This is a genomic window from Micromonospora sp. CPCC 205739 (genome assembly GCF_036906795.1).
GTDB lineage: Bacteria > Actinomycetota > Actinomycetes > Mycobacteriales > Micromonosporaceae > Micromonospora.
The window spans coordinates 1-19,014 of record NZ_JBAKHS010000034.1 but is presented as its reverse complement, the minus strand read 5'-3'; the positions used below and the strand labels follow the sequence as shown (position 1 = coordinate 19,014).

The following is a 19,014-nucleotide window of genomic DNA, read 5'->3' as shown; positions in this document are numbered from 1 at the left end:
CCCGGGGCCACCGAGGCGCCGGCACTGGCCGGCCCGTCAGCGCGCACGTCCCGCCCAGGCGCCCAGGAGGCGTCCGGTCCGTGCTGCGGAGGGAGGTTCGGTGTCGCGTCGGCCGGCTCGGGCAGAGCATTCGCAGGGCACGGACGGCGCTGCCGTCGGCGACCGGGTAATGACCCTGCCGAACCTGATCAGCTTCGTCCGGCTGCTCGGCGTCCCGCTGTTCCTCTACCTCTTCCTGGTCCTGGAGGCCGACGTCGCGGCGATCGTGGTGCTGGCCGTCGGCGGCACCACCGACTGGGTGGACGGCTGGATCGCCCGGCGGCTCGGCCAGGTCAGCCGCCTCGGCGAGCTGCTCGACCCGTTCGCCGACCGGCTCTACATCCTCGCCACGCTGCTCGCCTTCACCGCGCGCGAGGTGGTGCCGTGGCAGTTCACGGCCGCCCTGCTGGCCCGGGAGCTGCTGCTGGTCGGCTCGCTGGCGGTGCTGCGCCGGCACGGGTACGGCCCGCCGCCGGTGCACTACATGGGCAAGACGGCCACCTTCCTGCTGCTGGCCGCCTTCCCGATCCTGCTGGTGGCGACGGCCTCGGAGTCCGCCGCCACCGCCGCCGGCGCGATCGGTTGGGGCCTGGCCTGGTGGGGCCTGGTGCTCTACTGGGTGGCCGGGGCGATGTACGTGGTGCAGGCCGCCCGCCTGGTCCGGTCCGTGCGGGCCCGGTCCGGGGGAGCGAACGCATGAGCGCGCCGCAAGACTCCGGTGGGCGCCCCACCCGGGCGTTCACCCCGGACTTCCTCACCGAACTGTTCCGCAACCCGCTGGACCCGGGGTACGCCGACGCGGCGGCCCGGCGCCGGGAGTCGCCGCCCCCGGCGGGTTGGCGGGGCGCTTCCACGCGCGCGGTGAGCATCGTGGTGATCGCGGTCGTCGGGTTCCTGTTCGCGGTGGCGTACCGGGAGACGATGGCGGAGGAGCCGAGCCGCAGTCAGGCGCGCGCCGGCCTGATCGCGCAGATCAAGCAGCGGGAGAGCGAGACCGACCAGATGACCGCCCGGGCGGACCGGTTGCGCGAGGAGGTCGGTCGGCAGCGCGACGCCGCGCTGAGCGGTTCGCAGGCGGCGCGGTTGCGCAACCTGGAGGCGGGGACCGGGCTGGGCCGGGTGCGGGGCGACGGTGTGGTGGTGCGCCTGGCCGACGCGCAGCCGAAGGACGACGACGCGGTCTCCGGTGACTCGGACACGGGTCCGCCCCGGGTGATCTACACCGACCTGCAGAAGGTCGCCAACGACCTGTGGGCCTCGGGGGCGGAGGCGGTGGCGATCAACGGTCAGCGGTTGACGGCGACGTCGACGATCCGGTCGGCGGGCGCGGCGATCCTGGTGGACTTCCGGCCGGTGACGAGCCCGTACGAGGTGACGGCGATCGGGCCGGGTTCGATGCGGGACAAGTTCGACGAGAGCCGGGCGGCGTATCTGATGCGGCGGGTGGCGAAGGACACCGGCCTGTCGTTCGAGGTCCGCGAGGCGGACGACCTCACCCTGTCGGCTGCGCCGGAGCCGCGGCTACGCTACGCGGAGCCTTCGGTCAGTCCGAGCCCGTCGCCGTCGGGGTCGGTCACCGGCCGTACGTCCAGTCCCGGGCCGTCCGGTCCGGGTACCTCTCCCCGCCCCTCCGGAGGTGTCCGATGATCGCGGTGCTGGCGCTGCTCGCCGGTGTGGTTCTCGGGATCTATCTGGACCCGACCGTGCCCGCCGCGTTGCAGCCGTACCTGCCGATCGCGGTGGTGGCCGCGCTCGACGCGGTGTTCGGTGGGGTGCGGGCGAAGCTGGACCGGATCTTCGACGACAAGCAGTTCGTGGTGTCGTTCATTTCGAACGTGCTGGTGGCGGGTCTGATCGTGTACCTGGGTGACCAGCTGGGGGTGGGCGGTCAGCTCTCCACCGGTGTGGTGGTCGTGCTCGGCGTGCGCATTTTCGGCAACGTGGCGGCGATCCGTCGCCACCTGTTCCGGGCGTAGGTTTAGTGGTGATGAGCGACGAGCAGCGGGACACCGGGACGGGCTGGCCGCAGCCGGCGGAGCCGCGCCGGCCGTCCGGGCCGGCGGGTGAGCCGGATCCCCGGCCGGACGCCCCGGATCCGGACGAGTTGAGTCCGCTGGCGCCTGCGGTGTCGGAGCCTGGGCGGCAGGAGCCGCCGGTGCCCCCGGCGGACGAGCCGTCGGCGTCTCCGCCCGAGGAGGAGGCCACGACCCAGCGCATCGAGGCCGACCCGGAACCCGTCCAGGGCGGGTCCGGGGGCGATCCGGAGTCGGCTGGGACGGCGCCGGCGGGTCGGCGGTGGACCTCCGCCGGGGTGATGATCACGGTGTTGTTGGCGCTGCTCGGGTTCACCCTGGTGGTGCAGCTCAAGACGACGTCGACGGATCCGACGCTGGCGGCGACCCGGCAGGAGGACCTGGTCCGGATCTTCTCGGATCTGGATTCCCGGGAGAAGCGCCTGCAGCAGGACATCGAGGCGCTGGAGGAGAGCCAGCGGCAGCTGCGCTCGGGTGAGCAGGGCCGGCAGGCGGCGCTGGACGAGGCGCGGCGGCGGGCGGACGAGCTGGGGATCCTGGCGGGGACGTTGCCCGCGCGGGGTCCCGGGCTGAGCGTGGAGTTCCGGCCGGGGGCGGGCAAGCCGATCCGGGCGGACCGGATCCTGGACGCGGTGCAGGAGTTGCGGGGCGCGGGCGCGGAGGCGATGCAGATCTCCGGCGGCGGCGGGTCGCCGGTGCGGATCATCGCGTCGACGTACTTCCAGGACGGGTCGGGCGGGTCGCTGGTGGTGGACGGGCGGCAGTTGTCGGGTCCGTTCACGATCACGGTGATCGGTGATCCGAAGACGATGGAGACGGCGTTGAAGATTCCGGGCGGGGTGGCCGCATCGGTCGCGGGTGACGGCGGTACCGTGAACGTTGAGGAGCGTGGGGTTGCCGAGGTTTCGGCGCTGCACGCGCCGATGAAGCTGGAACACGCCCGTCCGGTCTCCTGACCGGCGCGGCCGCGTCGGATCACTTCCGGCGCACCGATGGATGAAGGACGCGTCTGGTGATTCCTGAGGACCTGCGTTACACCGCCGAGCACGAGTGGGTGGTCGGCGCCGACGGCGGCACGCTCCGCGTCGGCATCACCCACTTCGCGCAGGACGCGTTGGGTGACATCGTGTTCGTCCAGTTGCCCGACGAGGGCGCGGTGGTGGCGGCCGGTGAGCCGCTGGGTGAGATCGAGTCGACCAAGAGCGTGTCGGAGATCTACGCCCCGGTGAGCGGGACGGTGGCGGCGCGGAACGAGGCGCTGGGCGACACGCCCGAGGTGATCAACACGGACCCGTACGGTGCGGGTTGGCTGTTGGAGATCACGCCGGATGATCCGTCGGTGGTGGACGGGTTGCTGACCGCTGACGCGTACCGCGAGCTCACCGAGAGCTGAGTGTTGCCCTGGCCGGGCGTGTGGATGTTTCCGCGCGTCCGGTTGCCCTGCATTTCGGCGCTGGCTAGGCTCGCCCAGTCGACCGAGAACCCCAATAGTTGAGCGTTGTGTAATTGCCTTCCCGGGCACGGGGAGCCAGCCGCCGGGTGTGCGACTGCCCGGCGGCCAGACCCGCCATTACCCCGACGCTGACCGAACAGATCCGTGAGGTGGTCCCATGACGCGCCCAGGCGACGAGTTCCCCCCGCTCGACGTCACTTCGACGCTCAATCTCGGTTCGTTGGACGAAGTGCTGGAGGGCCCGGACACCGATGTGGTGCCGAGCCGGATGTCCGGCTCGTTGCCGCCGGGAATGGCGCTGCTGGTGGTTCGTCGTGGCCCGAACGCGGGTGCGCGGTTCCTGCTGGATCACGACGTGACCACGAGTGGGCGGCACCCGGACAGTGACATCTTCCTGGACGACGTGACGGTGTCGCGGCGGCACGCGGAGTTCCACCGCGACGGTGGCACGTTCACGGTGCGGGACGTGGGCAGCCTGAACGGCACGTACGTGAACCGGGAGCGGGTCGAGGCGGCCACGTTGAGCAATGGTGACGAGGTGCAGATCGGTAAGTTCCGGGTGGTGTTCATCGCCGGTCCGCGCCCGGAGGAGGAGGCCGGCCGGGGGTGAATGAGCCTGCGGCTTCCACGCCCCCCGGGGCGGCTCGTGCGCACCCGCTGATGAGTATCGGCGAGGTGCTGGGGCAGTTGCGGGTGGAGTTCCCGGACGTCACCATCTCGAAGTTGCGGTTCCTCGAGGCCGAGGGTCTGGTGGAGCCGCAGCGGACGGCGGCGGGTTACCGGAAGTACAGCTGGGACGACGTGGCCCGGCTGCGGTTCGTGTTGACCGCGCAGCGGGATCAGTATCTGCCGTTGCGGGTGATCCGTGACCAGTTGGCCGAGTGGGACGCCGGTGACGGGCCGGGTCGGCAGCGGCCGACGTTGGTGGCGGTGGGTCCCGGTGGTGAGGTGCCGGGCCGCCCGGTGGAGGAGCCCGAGCCGTCGCAGGTGCGGCTCGGGCGCGCCGAGCTGGTGGCGCACAGCGGTGTCGACGAGTCGACGTTGGGCGAGTTGGAGCGGCTGGGTGTCCTGGTGTCGGATCCGCCGGGGTGGTACGACGCGGATGCGTTGATCATCGCGCGGGCGGTGGCGGGTCTGGCGGCGTACGGGTTGGAGCCGCGGCACCTGCGGGCGTACCGGTCGGCGGCGGATCGTGAGGTCGGTCTGTTCGCGCAGTTGGTGGCGCCGTTGGCGCGGCAGAGTGATCCGGCTGCGCGGGCGCGGGCGGCGGAGACGGCGCGGGAGTTGATGGCGTTGTCGCAGCAGTTGCATGCCGCGTTGGTGCGGGTGGGGTTGCGGTCGACGTTGGGTCGGTGAGCGGGCCGTCGAGGTGCCGTGCGGAAAGATCTGCCCCGGGAAGCGTGTCGTAGGCTTGCCGGGGTAACCCCTTTCTGGCCCGGGGCGTGGTGCTGGTGCGCATGGGACGACCGTGTCGCGGTCCGTGTACCGTGCAGGGAAGGGCGCGGTGCGGGCGTAGGTGACAACGACACGGAGGCGGCGGTGCGCGAGCTGAGCGTGGTCGGAGTTCGGGTGGAGCTGCCCAGCAACCAGCCGATCGTCCTGCTCAGGGAGGTCGAGGGCGACCGCTATCTGCCGATCTGGATCGGTGCGGTGGAGGCCACGGCGATCGCTTACGAGCAGCAGGGGGTCAAGCCGGCCCGGCCGTTGACGCATGATCTGTTGCGTGACGTGCTGGCGGCGTTGAAGGCGCCGTTGCGGGCGGTGGAGATCACCGAGTTGAAGGAGAACGTCTTCTACGCCGATCTGCTGATCGGGGACGGCGTGCGGGTGTCGGCCCGGCCGAGCGATTCGATCGCGTTGGCGTTGCGGGTGGGTGCTCCGATTCGTTGTGCCGAGCAGGTCCTCAGCGAGGCGGGGATCGTGATTCCCGACGAGCAGGAGGACGAGGTGGAGAAGTTCCGCGAGTTCCTGGACCAGGTGCGTCCGGAGGATTTCGCCGGCTGAGGGTCGAGCCCCGGTCATCTTCTGTCGGGAGCGTTACGGTGAGTGACGCTCCGAGTGTGTGCGGTGGTGCGTGGTGTCGCTGCGCGGCGTGTCGCGACCGTTCCTGCGCGGTAACCCCTGGACCCGGCGATAGGGTTGCCGTGTCGAGGGGTGCACGTCCCGGAAACGACGTGTCACCGCACTGACGGGGAGGTTGTCGGGATGCACGAGCCGCGGGATCCTGAGCCAGGTGTGGAGCGGGGCGAGCCGGGTGTGGTGTCGTCGCCGGTGGGCACGGACGGTGACGGTTCGGTCGGTTACCGGGGTGTGACGGCCTGCCACGCGGTGGGGATCAGCTACCGGCAGTTGGACTACTGGGCGCGGACGGCGCTGGTGGTGCCGAGTGTGCGGGACGCGTCGGGGTCGGGGACGCAGCGGTTGTACTCGTTCCGCGACCTGGTGGTGTTGAAGGTCGTGAAGCGTCTGTTGGACGCCGGGGTGTCCCTGCAGAACATCCGTAAGGCGATCGAGGCGTTGCGGTCGCGCGGGGTGGAGGACCTGGCGGGGATCACGTTGATCTCGGACGGCACGACGGTGTACGAGTGCCGGTCGCCGGAGGAGGTGGTCGACCTGTTGCAGGGCGGCCAGGGCGTATTTGGCATCGCGATCGGTGGGGCGTTCAAGGAGATCCAGGGGTCGTTGTCGCACCTGCCGGCGGAGCCGGCGACGTCGGGTGGCGGGGATGAGCCCGCGGAGCCGGCGTCGGATGTGGTGGGTGACGAGTTGGCGGCGCGCCGGGCGCGTCGTCGGGCGGGCTGACAGCTTTTCCTGACGGGGGCGCCGCGGCCGGTGACGGTGCGCGGCGTTTCCCGCTGCGCGCATCTCCGGGACCCCGTATCGACGGGGGTCGTCTGGTGGGTGCGGGCCGGTCGGTTTGTGCGGTAAGGGCGGCCGGCGGGGAGTGTCCGGTGTGTACATTCCCGCATGGAGTCGGCTTGTTGACAGTTGTGGTGTTCCCAGGAATCCTGTCCAGGGCGCTCACCAAGGGCACCGGCCCGTCACTGTGAGTGACGACTGGTGGGTGGCGCCGAGCTGATGTGGGGGGCGACGCGAGGGTCGCGTCGGGGCCTGCCAGAGGACGGGGAAACGAGCCGAAGTGCACACTGACCACCATTCCGGCGTCCGTTCCGTACGTGCCGGCGGTGCTGTCGCCGACCACCCGGCGTCCGGCTGCCCGGTGACCGGGATGCCGGCGCACCGGGAGCCGATGGACGCCGGCGCCGCCGTGGAGCGCGCGGAGGACATCGCGGCGGAGGCGGCGGAGTTCCTGGAGCTGTACCACGGTGAGCGGCGACTGCCGGGGCTCGCCGCGCGGCTGGCGGAGGTCCGCGAGGAGATCGCGTTGACCGGGTCGTACCGGCACACCCGCGACGAGCTGGTGTACGGGGCGAAGGTGGCGTGGCGGCACTCGGTGCGGTGTGTGGGCCGGATCCGGTGGGCGGGGTTGAAGGTCCGCGACCGGCGGCACGTGACGACGGCGGCGGGGATCGCGCAGGAGTTGGCGGCGCACCTGGCGGCCGGGGACAACGGTGGCCGGATCCAGTCGGTGGTGACGGTGTTCGCGCCGGACCGGCCGGGGGTGGGGCCGCGGGCGCGGATCTGGAACGACCAGTTGATCCGCTACTGCGGGCACCGCCGCGACGACGGCTCGGTGCTGGGTGACCCGGCGCAGGTGGGGATGACGGAGGCGGCCCGGCGGCTGGGCTGGCGTCCGTCGCCGGTGCCGGGCCGGTTCGACCTGCTGCCGTGGGTGATCGAGACGGCGCAGGAGGAGCCCACGGTGGTCAACGTGCCCCGGGAGCTGGTCCGGGAGGTGGCGCTGTCGCATCCGGAGCATCCGTGGTTCGCGGACCTGATGCTGCGCTGGCACGCCCTGCCGGTGATCAGCAACATGCGGCTGCGCATCGGTGGGGTGGACTACAGTTGCGCCCCGTTCAACGGCCACTACCTGGGTGACGAGATCGGCACCCGGAACATGGGCGACCGGGAGCGCTACGACCAGTTGCGGGTGGTCGCGGCGGGGTTGGGGTTGGACACCAGCCGGGAGGACACCCTGTGGCGCGAGCACGCCGTCCTGGTGATCAACCAGGCGGTGCTGCACTCGTTCCGGCTGGCGGGGGTGCGGGTGTCGGATCCGCACACCGAGTCGGAGCTGTTCATGAAGTTCTGCGCGCAGGAGGAGCGGGCGGGGCGGCCGGTGCACGGTGACTGGTCGTGGCTCAACGGCAGTGTCGGGTGGGCGGCGTTGCACGCGGTGCACCACCGCTACTACGACACCCGGGTGCCGAACCCGAACATCTGGCCGACGGAGCGGGTGTACGACCCGAGTGGTGTGGTGAAGACGACGCTGCGGGAGCGTCACGACACGGCCCGCGCGCAGGAGGACTGACGGACATGGACAACGTGGCGCTGCGCCAGAGTTGGACGCAGTTCTCGGCCGCCGGCGCGGAGGCGGCGAAGTACTTCTACGCGACGCTGTTCGTGGTGGCGCCGGAGGCGCGGTCGATGTTCCCCACGAACATGCAGTACCAGGAGGACAAGCTCCTCAAGGCGTTGGGCCACATCATCACCAACCTGGACGATCCGGCGACGTTGACGGCGTTCGCGCAGCGGTTGGGGGCGGACCACCGGCGGTTCCACGGTCAGGACCAGCGGGGCAACCCGGTGGTGCTGGGGGAGCGGCACTACATCTGGGTGGGTCAGGCGCTGCTGGCCACGTTGGAGCGGTTCCTCGGGCCGTACTGGACGCCGGCGTTGAAGGCGGAGTGGGCGGCGGCGTACGAGCTGGTGGCGAAGCTGATGCTCGCCGGGGCGGCGGAGGCGGAGCGGACGTCACCGCCGTACTGGGAGGCGGAGGTGCTGGGCGCGGAGCGGCGTCGCTCGGACATCGCGGTGTTCACGGTGCGCCCGAACTACCTGTGCAACTACCGGCCGGGGCAGTCGCTGCCGGTGCAGGTGCCGCAGTTGCGGACGTGGCGGTACCTGTCGCCGGCGAACGCGCCGCGCGCGGACGGGACGATCGAGTTCCACGTGCGCGCCGCCGGGCGGTTCTCCACCCATCTGGTGCGCAAGCTGCGTACGGGGGACCGGCTGCTGCTGGGCCATCCGACGGGGACGGCGTTGTCGTCGTACGACCGGTCGCCGCAGCTGCCGCTGCTGCTGATCGCGGGGGGCACCGGGCTGGCGCCGCTGCGGGCGGTGGTGGAGGCGTTGCAGCAGGGCTCCGGCCGGCGTACGACGCTGGTGGTGGGCGGGCGCACCCCCGACGACCTGTACGACGACAAGGCGGTGGCGCAGCTGGCGTCGATGCCGCCGGCGGCGGCGTGGCAGAACGGCGGCGCGAACTGGTTGCGGTACGTCCCGACGGTGGAGATCGGGTGGGGTTGGCAGGGGGCGATCGGCAAGGCCGCCGACACGGCGGTGCGGCTGGGTCCGTGGGCTGACACCGAGGTGCTGGTCTGCGGAAGCCCGGAGATGACGCGGGAGACGATCACGATTCTGGCCCGGTCGGGTGTGCAGCCCGAGCAGATCCTGACCGAGAGCTACGATCACTCCCTCTACCCGCCCCTCGCCGAGGCCGGTCCCGCGGCCCCGCGCGACTTCAGCTGGACAGGTGCCCGATGAGCATCGACCACTCCGACCGTATCGCCCTGCCCGGGCTGCCCGACCAGGGGGAGCTGGCCCGCCAGCTGTCCATGCTGGAGGCCCGGCGGTTCCGGGGCAGTCACTGGCTGTCCGCCGACGAGGTCTCCGTGGTGATCCGCACGGCGGACGACCGGATCGCGTTGCTGGTCAACGAGTTGGAGCGGCAGCGGCGGGAGAACCACGGCCTGCTCAGCCAGGTGGAGATGCTGCGGCACGGGACGCTGCCGAGCAACGCCCCGCAGGGACCGGACCCGATGGCGGTGGAGCTGGCGATGCGGGCGCAGGACGAGGCGAACCGCACGATCGGTGAGGCCAGCGCCGAGGGCGCGGAGATCATCGCCGACGCGCGGCGGCAGGCCGACGAGATCCTCGCCGAGGCGCACCGGCGCGCCGGTGACCTGAGCTCGGCGGGGCCGGTCGTGCCGGCCCTGCCGCCGGCGGGTGGGCCGTCGCCGGAGGTGCAGCGCCGGTTGCAGGAGCTGGAGGAGCGGCACGCCGCCGCCCTGGCGGCGGTGGCGGCGGCGCAGCAGCAGTTGGACCGGTGGCAGGCGTACCTGTCGGCGCAGTCGGAGCAGTTGCGGGCGGACGCGGCGGCGGCCGGCGGGACGAGCGCGCAGCTGCGGGCCCTCCTCGGCGGCTAGCTGTCGCGGGGGTTGTCGCGCAGGGACTGACCGGGTCGGTCAGCGGGTCCCGGCCATCGCCGCGAGGCGGCGGGCGAGCAGGGCGGCGGCCTCCCGCAGCTCCGGTGGCTCCAGCACCTCCGCCTCGAAGCCCAGCCGGGCCACCTGCGCGGCGAGCCAGTCGAGGTTGTCCCCGCCGACGACGAGCACGCACCATCCGTCGCGGTCGTCCTCGACGCGCCCCACCTGGGGCGGCACCAGCTCCCGCACCCGGTCGGGCCGGGCGTGCACCCGCACCCGGGCGAGATACCGGTACGGCGCCTCGGTCACGGACCGCTGCACGTAGGCGACCGGGTCCGGATGCTCCCTCGCCCGGAAGCGCCAGGTCGTCGCCACCACCTGGTGCATCCGGTCCAGCCGGAAGGTGCGCCAGTCGTCGCGGTCGACGTCCCGGGCCATCAGGTACCAGCGGCGGCCGGTGGTGACCATCCGCACCGGCTCGACCGTGCGCTCGCGGTCCCCGCCGTCGCGGCCGGCGTACCGGAACCGCACCCGCACGGCGTCGCGACAGGCCCGGGCGAGCGTCACCAGCAGCTCCGCGTCGATCTGGACGCCGGGGCCGACGAGGGTCTCGGTGGCGCCGTGCACCGCCCGGACCTCGGCGCGCAGCCGGGCCGGCATCACCTGGTCGAGCTTCGCGAGCGCCCGCAGTGCCGCCTCGCCCGCCCCGGCGATCGTGCCGCCCGACGCCATCCGCAGGGAGACCGCCGTCGCGATCGCCTCCTCGTCGTCGAGGAGCAGCGGCGGCAGCCGGGTGCCCGCGCCGAGCTGGTAGCCGCCGCCGACGCCCGCCGTCGCGTGCACGGGGTAGCCGAGTGCGCGCAGTCGCTCCACGTCGCGGCGCACCGAGCGGTCGGTGACCTTCAGCTCGGTGGCGAGTTCGGCGGCGGTCCAGGACGGCCGCCGCTGCAGCATCGCCAGCAACCGCAGCACCCGCTCGGTCGTCGCCTCGACGGTCACCGGCCCATCGTTGCACGGATCACGGAACGATCCTGTCCGCTATCTGCGCGAGGCTGGAACCATGACCGACCAGAACTGGAATCCCCTGCTCCGGGACCAGCTCGCCTGGCACTGGACCAGCCAGCTGCGCGACCGCCTCGACGGGCTCGCCGACGACGAGTACTTCTGGGAGCCGGTACCCGGCTGCTGGAACGTGCGCCCGCGCGGCACCGGCACGGCACCCGTGCAGGCCGGGTCCGGCGCGATGACCATCGACTTCGCGATGCCGGAGCCCGACCCGCCGCCGTTCACGACGATCGCCTGGCGACTCGGGCACGTCATCGTCGGCGTGCTCGCGGTGCGCAACGCCGCGCACTTCGGTCGCGCGCCCACCGACTACCAGTCGTTCGCGTACGCCCCGACCGCGGCCGCGGCGCTGGCCCAGCTCGACACGGAGTACGCCACGTGGCTGGCCGGGGTCGAGTCCCTCGGCGAAACCGGCCTCGCCCGCCCGTGCGGGGAGGCGGAGGGACCGTACGCCGACCGTCCGCTGGCAGCGCTGGTGCTGCACATCAACCGCGAGCTGATCCACCATCTGGCCGAGGTGTGCCTGCTCCGCGACCTCTACCTGCACACTCACCGGCAGACCCGACGGGAGGCGAGCTGAGATGGCCCGCGACGTACAGATCACTTTCGACTGCGCCGACCCGGCCGGGTTGGCGGCGTTCTGGGCCGAGGCCCTCGGCTACCGGGTGCAGGACCCGCCCGGGGGCTTCGAGTCGTGGGAGCAGGCACTGGAGGCGATGGGCGTGCCGCCTGAGAGGCGCAACGACGCCTCGGCGGTGGTCGACCCCGAGGGCTCCGGGCCGCGGCTGTTCTTCCAGCGGGTGCCGGAGCGCAAGCAGGCCAAGAACCGCGTGCACCTCGATGTGCGCGCCGCCCCCGGGCTCGAGGGCGACGCGCGGATGGCGGCCCTGGAGGCGGAGGCCGAGCGACTCGCCGGCCACGGCGCCACCCGGCTCAGGCGCTACGAGCCGGCGCCCCCGCTCGGCGCCGGTCACATCGTGATGGCCGACCCCGAGGGCAACGAGTTCTGCCTCGACTGATCAGCCGCGCGGCGGGCCGGCGACCTGGCCCGGGCCGAGGCTCCCCACGGTTACGCAGGGGGGTGATGCGGCGACCCGGCGGCGGCGACGGCCTCGCCGATCGGGGTCTGCCCGTCGACGAGTTCGAGGATCCGGCCGGCGCTGCCCGGGTGGTAGAGCAACGCGACCAGGACCCGGGCCACGTCGGTGCGGGTGACCGCGCCGCGCGGGACCCGCCGGTCGAGGCGGATGCGGCCGGTGGGCGGGTCGTCGGTGAGCCGGCCGGGCCGCAGCACTGTCCAGTCCAGGTCGCGGCGGGTCAGGTCGTCCTCGGCGGCCTTCTTGGCGCGCAGGTACGCCGCCCACACCTCGTCGGTGCCGGCGGCCGGTGCCTCCTCCACGCCCATCGAGGAGACGAGCAGGTAGCGGCGTACCCCGGCGGCCTGCGCGGCGTCGGCGAGCAGCACGGCGGCGGCGCGGTCGACGGTGTCCTTGCGGGCGGCGCCGCTGCCGGGGCCGGCGCCGGCGGCGAAGACCACCGCGTCGGCGCCGGTGAGGTGCCCGGCGATCTCGTCGACGCCGGCGTGTTCCAGGTCCGCCAGGACGGGGTGGGCGCCGACGGCCCGCAGCGCGGCGGCGTGATCGGGGTTGCGGATCAGCCCGACGGCGCGGTCGCCGCGGCCGGCGAGTTCCCGTTCCAGCAGGAGGGCGATCTTGCCGTGGCCTCCGGCGATGACGACGCGCATACCCGTCAACCTAGCCCGGGTGGGCTGCCCGGCGACGAGGGTCACCGGGTTCCGGTCGCCGCCGGGGGTGGCGCTGAGGCAGCATGGACGGGTGACGGAGACGATCGACGCGCTGGCCGGCCTGGTCGCCGGTGGTGGTGTCGTGGTGCTGAGCGGGGCGGGGCTGTCCACCGAGTCGGGCATCCCGGACTACCGGGGGCCCAGCGGCGCGGCCCGCCGGCACAGCCCGATGACCTATCAGACGTTCACCCGAGACCCGCTGGCGCGGCGGCGGTACTGGGCGCGCAGCCACCTGGGGTGGCGGATGATCGCCCGGGCGGCGCCGAACGACGGGCACCGGGCGGTGGCCCGGTTGCAGGACGCCGGGCTGGTCGACGGGGTGATCACCCAGAACGTCGACGGGTTGCACACCGCCGCCGGCAGCCCGCAGGTGGTGGAGCTGCACGGCCGCCTCGACGAGGTGGTCTGCCTGGACTGCGGCAACCGCACGTCGCGCGAGGAGCTGGACCGCCGGTTGCGGGAGGCGAACCCGGGGTTCGACGCGGCGGTCGGGGCGGTCAACCCCGACGGTGACGTGGAGCTGGCCGACGAGCAGGTGGCCGGGTTCCGCACGGTCGACTGCACGTTCTGCGGCACGGGGATGCTGAAACCGGACGTGGTGTTCTTCGGCGAGACGGTGCCGGCGCCGCGGGTGGCGCACTGTTTCGCGATGGTGGGCGCGGCGCGGCTGCTGCTGGTGCTCGGCTCGTCGTTGACGGTGATGTCGGGGCGGCGGTTCGTGCTGCGGGCGGCGAAGCTGGGCATCCCGGTGGTGATCGCCAACCAGGGTCCGACCCGGGGGGACGGGTACGCGGCGTTGACCGTGGACGCGCCGCTGGGGCGGCTGCTGCCCGCGCTGGCCGACCGCGTCACCGGCGCGCCGCCGTCGCGGCGGGTGCCGGCGGCCGGACCGGCTACCGGTGCGGTGCCCGCGCCGCTAGCGCGCTGACCCCGGGCGTGGCCGTCGGCGGTGGTCAGGTCGGCGGTGGTACGGCGAAGCGGGGCTGGTCGAGCACCCAGCGCCAGGTGCCGTCGGGTTGGCGGCGGGCCACCTCGGCGGTGGTGGAGCCGTCGTCGAGACGGGTGGAGGTCAGCGCCAGCTCCCCGCGGCGCAGGGTGGGCTGCGGCCGGCCGGGGGTGAAGACGGGCCGGTCGGCGAGCATCTGGACGAAGGCGGCGCGGATCGCCGCCGCGCCGACCGCCGGGCCGGCGGGGGTGGCGAGCACCGCGTCGGGTTCGTAGAGGGCGACCAGGCCCTCGACGTCGCCGGCGTTGGCGCGGGTGACGAAGAACCGGCCGAGGTCCTCCGGTCGGGTCGCTGGCTCGTGCACGATGACACCTCCCTGTGCCCACGATGCTGCCCCGGGGGTACGACATCTGCCGGAAACACGGGCGCTGGTAGCGTTGACCATGCCGGTACCACCCACGCGGGAGAGACCGCCCAACAGCACCCGGGCGGCGCCGAAGGGGCATATCCTCCCCGGAACCTCTCAGGCAAAAGGACCGCGGGGGCAGGCACTGTGGAGCGCCTTCGGGTGCGACTCAGGGGGAGGCCGACCTGTCGACCTCGCCCCCTGCAGGAGCGCCGCGCATGACCGTAGAGAAGTTCGCCGACCGGCACATCGGCCCGGACCCGGACGACGAGCGCCGGATGTTGGAGGCCGTCGGCTACGGCTCGATCGACGAGCTGATGGACGCGGCGATCCCCGAGGTGATCCGCTGGCACGGCACCCTGGACCTGCCGGAGCCGGCCAGCGAGCGGGAGGCGATCGCCGAGCTGCGCGCCCTGGCCGCCCGCAACACCGTCGCCGTGTCGATGATCGGCCTGGGCTACCACGGCACGCACACCCCGGCGGTGATCCGCCGCAACGTGCTGGAGGACCCGGCCTGGTACACGGCGTACACGCCGTACCAGCCGGAGATCAGCCAGGGCCGGCTGGAGGCGCTGCTGAACTTCCAGACCATGGTCACCGACCTGACCGGGCTGGCCACCGCGAACGCGTCGATGCTCGACGAGGGCACCGCCGCGGCCGAGGCGATGACCCTCGCGCGCCGCGCGTCGAAGAGCAAGAGCCCGGTGTACGTCGTCGACGCCGACACCCTGCCGCAGACCATCGCGGTGATCGCCAGCCGGGCCGAGCCGCTGGGCATCGAGGTGCGGGTGCTCGACGTGGAGCGCGACGAGCTGCCGGGCGAGTTCTTCGGCCTGCACCTGCAGTACCCGGGGGCGTCCGGGGCGGTGCGCGACCACGCCGGCCTCGTCGAGGCGGCGCACACGGTGGGGGCGCTGGTCACCGTCGCGGCCGACCTGCTGGCGCTGACCCTGCTGCGCCCGCCGGGTGAGATCGGCGTCGACATCGCCGCCGGCACCACCCAGCGGTTCGGGGTGCCGATGGGCTTCGGCGGGCCGCACGCCGGTTACCTGGCCGTCCGCTCGGGGCTGGAGCGGATGCTGCCCGGCCGGCTGGTCGGGGTGTCCCGCGACGCCGACGGCAACCCGGCGTACCGGCTGGCGTTGCAGACCCGCGAGCAGCACATCCGGCGGGAGAAGGCGACCAGCAACATCTGCACCGCGCAGGTGCTGCTGGCGGTGATGGCCGGCATGTACGCCGTCTACCACGGCCCGGACGGGCTGCGGGCGATCGCCCGGCGTACCCATGACATGGCGGCGCGGCTCGCGGCCGGGCTGCGCGCCGGCGGCGTCGAGGTCGCGGAGGTCGCGTTCTTCGACACCGTCACCGCGACCGTGCCGGGCCGGGCGGCCGAGGTGGTCGCGGCGGCCGCCGAGCGGCGGGTCAACCTGCGGCTGGTCGACGCCGACCGGGTGGGCATCTCCTGTGACGAGACGACCACCGCCGAGCACCTGGCGGCGGTCTGGGCGGCGTTCGGGGTCGACGGGGTGGACGGCGACGTGGACGCGGCGCTTCCGCCGGCGCTGACGCGCACGTCGGACTTCCTCACCCACCCGGTGTTCCGGACCCACCACTCCGAGACGGCGATGCTGCGCTACCTGCGGCGGCTGTCGGACTTCGACTACGCCCTGGACCGGGGCATGATCCCGCTGGGGTCGTGCACGATGAAGCTGAACGCCACCACCGAGATGGAGGCGATCACCTGGCCTGAGTTCGCCCACATCCACCCGTTCGCGCCGGACGCGCAGACCGCCGGCTACCGGGAGATGATCTCCCAGCTGGAGTCGTGGCTGGCGGAGGTGACCGGCTACGACGCGGTCAGCGTGCAGCCCAACGCCGGCTCGCAGGGGGAGCTGGCGGGGCTGCTGGCCATCCGGTCCTACCACGCCTCGCGGGGTGAGGGGCACCGCGACGTGTGCCTGATCCCGTCGTCGGCGCACGGCACCAACGCGGCGAGCGCGGTGATGGCCGGCATGCGGGTGGTCGTGGTGGCCTGCGACGCCGACGGCAACGTGGACCTGGTCGACCTGGATGCGAAGATCGACAAGCACCGGGACGCCCTGGCGGCGATCATGGTAACCTACCCGTCAACGCACGGGGTGTACGAGACCGGCATCGCGTCGCTGTGCGCGAAGGTGCACGACGCCGGCGGCCAGGTGTACGTCGACGGGGCGAACCTCAACGCCCTGGTCGGGTTCGCCAAGCCCGGCCGGTTCGGCGCGGACGTGTCGCACCTGAACCTGCACAAGACGTTCTGCATCCCGCACGGCGGCGGCGGCCCGGGCGTGGGTCCGGTGGCGGTGCGGGCGCACCTGGCGCCGTTCCTGCCGGGCGACCCGCTGGGCGCGCACGTCGACAGCCGGCCGGCGATCTCGGCGGCGAAGTACGGCTCGGCGGGGATCCTGCCGATCCCGTGGGCGTACCTGCGGATGATGGGCGCGGCGGGGCTGACCCGGGCGACCGGGGTGGCGGTGCTGGCGGCGAACTACGTGGCGGCGCGGCTGCGCGGGCACTTCCCGGTGCTGTACGCCGGCAACAAGGGCCTGGTGGCGCACGAGTGCATCCTGGACCTGCGGCCGCTGACGAAGACGACCGGGGTGAGCGTGGACGACGTGGCCAAGCGGCTGATCGACTACGGCTTCCACGCGCCGACGATGTCGTTCCCGGTGGCCGGGACGCTGATGGTGGAGCCGACCGAGAGCGAGGACCTGGCCGAGCTGGACCGGTTCTGCGACGCGATGATCGCCATCCGGGCGGAGATCGACAAGGTGGGGTCCGGGGAGTGGCCGGCGGGGGACAGCCCCCTCGCCAACGCCCCGCACACCGCGGCGATGGTCGCCGGGGACTCGTGGGAGCACCCGTACCCGCGCTCGGTGGGGGCGTACCCGGCCGGGGTGGACCGGGCGGGCAAGTACTGGCCGCCGGTGCGGCGGATCGACGGGGCGTACGGCGACCGGAACCTGGTCTGCTCGTGCCCGTCGCCGGAGGCCTTCGAGGAGTGACCCGTACGCTGCGCCGGGGCGGACGTCGTGCCGCCCCGGCCGGTGGGTCCTGGGGAGGGCGGTCCCTGGCCGGGGACTAGCCTGGTGCCGGTGAACAGCTCCGGTGACGGAGCGTGATCAACTCAGGCGACGAGAGCGTGGCGGGCGGGCCCGCGGTGCGGAGCGATGGTGCTGCCGTCGGGGAGTAGTTCGCCGGTGTCCTCGAAGACGATGACACCGTTGCAGAGCAGGCTCCAGCCCTGCTCACGGAAGCAGGCGATGACGCGGGCGGCCTCGCGATCGGTCGCCTCAGCAGAGGGGCAGGTGGGTTGGTGCTGGCACATCGGGTTCTCCGGACTGTGGGGGCACTGTGTCATGGTTCACATGACCAGTGACGCACAGTACCAAGGTCATGCGCGCGGAATCGAGCAGGCATCCGTCATGTTCGCCGGAAATCCACTGAACGGATGAGGAAGAATGGGCCAACCGGCGTGGAAACGCTCCCATACGCGCTGATCGACGTACCGGGCGTACCGCCGTCGTGCCGCAGCGTGCTCGTCGAGCGCGACCGCTACGAGTGGCGCCCCGCCGACGGCGGCGACCCGGCCGCGCTGGCCGAGGAGTTCCTCGCCGGGCACGGGCTCGACCTGAGCGACCTGGCCCGGCCCGCCACCCACCAGCCGACCGGCGTCTGCGGCGCCGCCCTGTACGTCTCCGCCGCCGCCGGCGCCCGCCTGATCGGCGCCCCGCCGGGCGCGCCCACCCCGGCACCGGCCCTGCCGGAACTGGCCGTGGTCGTTTACGGTCACGACCCGTCCGCGACCGGCCCACCCACCCCGACGCGCGACGGGCGCGCCGGCCCCGGCTGGTGGCTGGGGGACTGGCGGGAGAGCTGGACACCCCGGCAGCACGCCGACGCCGTCACGGCGGTCCGCGCCGCCATCGCTCGCGGCGACGTGTACCAGGTCAACGTCGTCGGGCACGCCGCCGCGCGCTACCTCGGCGACCCGCGACCCGCCCTGTCCCGCCTCGGCGCGCTGCCCGGCGCCCGCTACGGCGGCACCCTGCACGGCGACGGTTGGGCGATCGGCTGCGCCTCCCCGGAGACCCTGGTCGAGGTGACCGACGGCCGGGTGATCACCCGGCCGATCAAGGGCACCCGCCCCGCCACCGCCGCCGGACGCCGCGACCTGCTCGCCTCGGCCAAGGAACGCGCCGAACACGTGATGATCGTCGACCTGGAACGCAACGACCTGGCCCGGGTGGCGCGGACCGGCTCGGTGCGGGTGGACGAGCTGTTCGCGGTACGCCGCTGGTGCGACCTGTGGCAGGCCGAGTCGACGGTCTCCGCGGCGGTCGCCGACGGGCTGGGCCTGGCCGACCTGCTGCGCGCCACCTGCCCCGGCGGCTCGGTCACCGGGGCACCGAAGCTCGCCGCCCTGGCCCACGTCGCCGCCCTGGAACCCGTCGGACGCGGGGCCAGCATGGGTGCCCTCGGCTGGGTCGGCCCGGGCCGGGTGGACCTGGGCCTGACCATCCGCACCGTGGCCGCCGACGGCGACCGGCTGCACGTCTGGGCCGGTGGGGGCATCACCTGGGACAGCGACCCGGACGCCGAGGTCGCCGAGGCGGCGGCCAAGGCCGCCCCGGTGCGTGCCCTGCTCGCCACCGGCTGACCCTGCCGCGCCGGTGGGCCACCGGCGGGTGCGGGAACTGCTCACCGGCCGGCGCTCGATGGTCGGCCCTGATTGGGGCGGGACTGCCGCCGGCAGTCCCCTGACTGTCACCAGAGCACCTCGCCCCTGGCGCGGGCCTGCTGCCCGGCTGCCGTTGCCGCGCGCCTGCCACCCCAGCGGCTAGTAGTGCTTTGTTAGGTTCGGTGGCGTTTGTTGCGGTGTAACGGTTTCACGGGTTGGTGG

General features: G+C 73.1%; 21 protein-coding genes and 1 riboswitch. Of the genes, 17 read left to right on the top strand and 4 right to left on the bottom strand.

The window, feature by feature from the left end; translation table 11 throughout:
- Nucleotides 1-100 precede the first annotated feature (100 nt).
- From V6U88_RS28720 to V6U88_RS28665, 12 genes are all read left to right on the top strand, one after another.
- On the top strand, nucleotides 101-739 hold the full coding sequence (locus V6U88_RS28720; protein ID WP_334457788.1) for a CDP-alcohol phosphatidyltransferase family protein: 639 nt from the start codon (nucleotides 101-103) through the stop codon (nucleotides 737-739).
- Nucleotides 736-1,686 carry a DUF881 domain-containing protein gene (locus V6U88_RS28715; protein ID WP_334457786.1) on the top strand — a complete coding sequence of 317 codons (951 nt, stop codon included), beginning with the start codon at nucleotides 736-738 and terminating at the stop codon, nucleotides 1,684-1,686. The genes V6U88_RS28720 and V6U88_RS28715 overlap by 4 nt, the downstream gene beginning before the upstream one ends.
- A complete protein-coding gene (locus tag V6U88_RS28710) occupies nucleotides 1,683-2,015 on the top strand; it encodes a small basic family protein (protein ID WP_067311500.1) in 333 nt (110 codons plus the stop codon). The genes V6U88_RS28715 and V6U88_RS28710 overlap by 4 nt, the downstream gene beginning before the upstream one ends.
- A gap of 8 nt (nucleotides 2,016-2,023) precedes the next feature.
- Nucleotides 2,024-3,028: a DUF881 domain-containing protein gene (locus V6U88_RS28705; RefSeq protein ID WP_334457780.1), complete on the top strand. Its 1,005-nt coding sequence runs from the start codon at nucleotides 2,024-2,026 to the stop codon at nucleotides 3,026-3,028.
- A gap of 56 nt (nucleotides 3,029-3,084) precedes the next feature.
- Nucleotides 3,085-3,465 (top strand): glycine cleavage system protein GcvH, encoded by a 381-nt coding sequence (gene gcvH, locus V6U88_RS28700; protein ID WP_334457778.1) that lies wholly within the window; start codon nucleotides 3,085-3,087, stop codon nucleotides 3,463-3,465.
- Between the two features lie 217 nt (nucleotides 3,466-3,682).
- On the top strand, nucleotides 3,683-4,135 hold the full coding sequence (gene odhI, locus V6U88_RS28695) for an oxoglutarate dehydrogenase inhibitor Odhl (RefSeq protein WP_088962138.1): 453 nt from the start codon (nucleotides 3,683-3,685) through the stop codon (nucleotides 4,133-4,135).
- Nucleotides 4,136-4,185: 50 nt separating this feature from the next.
- Nucleotides 4,186-4,881 (top strand): transcriptional regulator FtsR, encoded by a 696-nt coding sequence (gene ftsR / locus V6U88_RS28690; RefSeq protein ID WP_334457772.1) that lies wholly within the window; start codon nucleotides 4,186-4,188, stop codon nucleotides 4,879-4,881.
- A gap of 183 nt (nucleotides 4,882-5,064) precedes the next feature.
- On the top strand, nucleotides 5,065-5,529 hold the full coding sequence (locus V6U88_RS28685; RefSeq protein ID WP_200214433.1) for a bifunctional nuclease family protein: 465 nt from the start codon (nucleotides 5,065-5,067) through the stop codon (nucleotides 5,527-5,529).
- Nucleotides 5,530-5,730: 201 nt separating this feature from the next.
- Entirely contained in the window at nucleotides 5,731-6,327 is a 597-nt protein-coding gene (locus V6U88_RS28680) for a MerR family transcriptional regulator (protein WP_334457767.1), read from the top strand.
- Between the two features lie 427 nt (nucleotides 6,328-6,754).
- On the top strand, nucleotides 6,755-7,957 hold the full coding sequence (locus tag V6U88_RS28675; RefSeq protein ID WP_334457765.1) for a nitric oxide synthase oxygenase: 1,203 nt from the start codon (nucleotides 6,755-6,757) through the stop codon (nucleotides 7,955-7,957).
- Between the two features lie 5 nt (nucleotides 7,958-7,962).
- Nucleotides 7,963-9,192 carry a globin domain-containing protein gene (locus V6U88_RS28670; RefSeq protein ID WP_334457763.1) on the top strand — a complete coding sequence of 410 codons (1,230 nt, stop codon included), beginning with the start codon at nucleotides 7,963-7,965 and terminating at the stop codon, nucleotides 9,190-9,192.
- Complete coding sequence (locus V6U88_RS28665; RefSeq protein WP_334457761.1) at nucleotides 9,189-9,854, top strand: DivIVA domain-containing protein; 666 nt, start codon at nucleotides 9,189-9,191, stop codon at nucleotides 9,852-9,854. The genes V6U88_RS28670 and V6U88_RS28665 overlap by 4 nt, the downstream gene beginning before the upstream one ends.
- Before the next feature lie 39 nt (nucleotides 9,855-9,893).
- On the opposite strand, the gene V6U88_RS28660 is transcribed toward V6U88_RS28665, so the two are convergent.
- Entirely contained in the window at nucleotides 9,894-10,853 is a 960-nt protein-coding gene (locus V6U88_RS28660) for a helix-turn-helix transcriptional regulator (RefSeq protein WP_334457759.1), read from the bottom strand.
- A gap of 61 nt (nucleotides 10,854-10,914) precedes the next feature.
- On the opposite strand from V6U88_RS28660, the gene V6U88_RS28655 reads away from it, so the two are divergent.
- Together V6U88_RS28655 and V6U88_RS28650 are read left to right on the top strand one after the other, a co-directional pair.
- Nucleotides 10,915-11,499 (top strand): DinB family protein, encoded by a 585-nt coding sequence (locus V6U88_RS28655; RefSeq protein WP_334457758.1) that lies wholly within the window; start codon nucleotides 10,915-10,917, stop codon nucleotides 11,497-11,499.
- 1 nt (nucleotide 11,500) lies between these two features.
- Nucleotides 11,501-11,938, top strand: a complete 438-nt coding sequence (locus V6U88_RS28650) for a VOC family protein (RefSeq protein ID WP_334457756.1) — start codon at nucleotides 11,501-11,503, stop codon at nucleotides 11,936-11,938.
- Nucleotides 11,939-11,988: 50 nt separating this feature from the next.
- On the opposite strand, the gene V6U88_RS28645 is transcribed toward V6U88_RS28650, so the two are convergent.
- Complete coding sequence (locus tag V6U88_RS28645) at nucleotides 11,989-12,663, bottom strand: NAD(P)H-binding protein (protein ID WP_334457754.1); 675 nt, start codon at nucleotides 12,661-12,663, stop codon at nucleotides 11,989-11,991.
- Between the two features lie 91 nt (nucleotides 12,664-12,754).
- Between V6U88_RS28645 and V6U88_RS28640 the strand changes: the two genes are divergently transcribed.
- Complete coding sequence (locus tag V6U88_RS28640) at nucleotides 12,755-13,651, top strand: NAD-dependent protein deacetylase (RefSeq protein WP_334457751.1); 897 nt, start codon at nucleotides 12,755-12,757, stop codon at nucleotides 13,649-13,651.
- A gap of 25 nt (nucleotides 13,652-13,676) precedes the next feature.
- On the opposite strand, the gene V6U88_RS28635 is transcribed toward V6U88_RS28640, so the two are convergent.
- Nucleotides 13,677-14,033, bottom strand: coding sequence for a nuclear transport factor 2 family protein (locus V6U88_RS28635; protein ID WP_334457749.1), 357 nt, complete (start codon nucleotides 14,031-14,033; stop codon nucleotides 13,677-13,679).
- Between the two features lie 87 nt (nucleotides 14,034-14,120).
- A riboswitch (glycine riboswitch) is annotated at nucleotides 14,121-14,218 on the top strand.
- Nucleotides 14,219-14,293: 75 nt separating this feature from the next.
- Here V6U88_RS28635 and gcvP point away from each other — a divergent pair.
- Complete coding sequence (gene gcvP, locus V6U88_RS28630; RefSeq protein ID WP_334457748.1) at nucleotides 14,294-17,116, top strand: aminomethyl-transferring glycine dehydrogenase; 2,823 nt, start codon at nucleotides 14,294-14,296, stop codon at nucleotides 17,114-17,116.
- A 122-nt stretch (nucleotides 17,117-17,238) separates the two neighbouring features.
- On the opposite strand, the gene V6U88_RS28625 is transcribed toward gcvP, so the two are convergent.
- Complete coding sequence (locus V6U88_RS28625; protein WP_088962150.1) at nucleotides 17,239-17,439, bottom strand: DUF5999 family protein; 201 nt, start codon at nucleotides 17,437-17,439, stop codon at nucleotides 17,239-17,241.
- 123 nt (nucleotides 17,440-17,562) lie between these two features.
- On the opposite strand from V6U88_RS28625, the gene V6U88_RS28620 reads away from it, so the two are divergent.
- On the top strand, nucleotides 17,563-18,771 hold the full coding sequence (locus V6U88_RS28620; RefSeq protein ID WP_334457744.1) for a chorismate-binding protein: 1,209 nt from the start codon (nucleotides 17,563-17,565) through the stop codon (nucleotides 18,769-18,771).
- The last annotated feature ends 243 nt before the right edge of the window (nucleotides 18,772-19,014 follow it).

Excerpts from the sequence above, each read along its gene's own strand:
- V6U88_RS28675 (WP_334457765.1), top strand. The coding sequence starts at position 6,755 with ATGCCGGCGCACCGGGAGCCGATGGACGCCGGCGCCGCCGTGGAGCGC.
- V6U88_RS28715 (WP_334457786.1), top strand. The coding sequence starts at position 736 with ATGAGCGCGCCGCAAGACTCCGGTGGGCGCCCCACCCGGGCGTTCACC.
- ftsR (WP_334457772.1), top strand. The coding sequence starts at position 4,186 with ATGAGTATCGGCGAGGTGCTGGGGCAGTTGCGGGTGGAGTTCCCGGAC.
- V6U88_RS28620 (WP_334457744.1), top strand. The coding sequence starts at position 17,563 with ATGAGGAAGAATGGGCCAACCGGCGTGGAAACGCTCCCATACGCGCTG.
- V6U88_RS28670 (WP_334457763.1), top strand. The coding sequence starts at position 7,963 with ATGGACAACGTGGCGCTGCGCCAGAGTTGGACGCAGTTCTCGGCCGCC.
- V6U88_RS28650 (WP_334457756.1), top strand. The coding sequence starts at position 11,501 with ATGGCCCGCGACGTACAGATCACTTTCGACTGCGCCGACCCGGCCGGG.
- V6U88_RS28665 (WP_334457761.1), top strand. The coding sequence starts at position 9,189 with ATGAGCATCGACCACTCCGACCGTATCGCCCTGCCCGGGCTGCCCGAC.
- odhI (WP_088962138.1), top strand. The coding sequence starts at position 3,683 with ATGACGCGCCCAGGCGACGAGTTCCCCCCGCTCGACGTCACTTCGACG.
- V6U88_RS28625 (WP_088962150.1), bottom strand. The coding sequence starts at position 17,439 with ATGTGCCAGCACCAACCCACCTGCCCCTCTGCTGAGGCGACCGATCGC.
- gcvP (WP_334457748.1), top strand. The coding sequence starts at position 14,294 with ATGACCGTAGAGAAGTTCGCCGACCGGCACATCGGCCCGGACCCGGAC.
- V6U88_RS28645 (WP_334457754.1), bottom strand. The coding sequence starts at position 12,663 with ATGCGCGTCGTCATCGCCGGAGGCCACGGCAAGATCGCCCTCCTGCTG.
- V6U88_RS28680 (WP_334457767.1), top strand. The coding sequence starts at position 5,731 with ATGCACGAGCCGCGGGATCCTGAGCCAGGTGTGGAGCGGGGCGAGCCG.
- V6U88_RS28655 (WP_334457758.1), top strand. The coding sequence starts at position 10,915 with ATGACCGACCAGAACTGGAATCCCCTGCTCCGGGACCAGCTCGCCTGG.
- V6U88_RS28710 (WP_067311500.1), top strand. The coding sequence starts at position 1,683 with ATGATCGCGGTGCTGGCGCTGCTCGCCGGTGTGGTTCTCGGGATCTAT.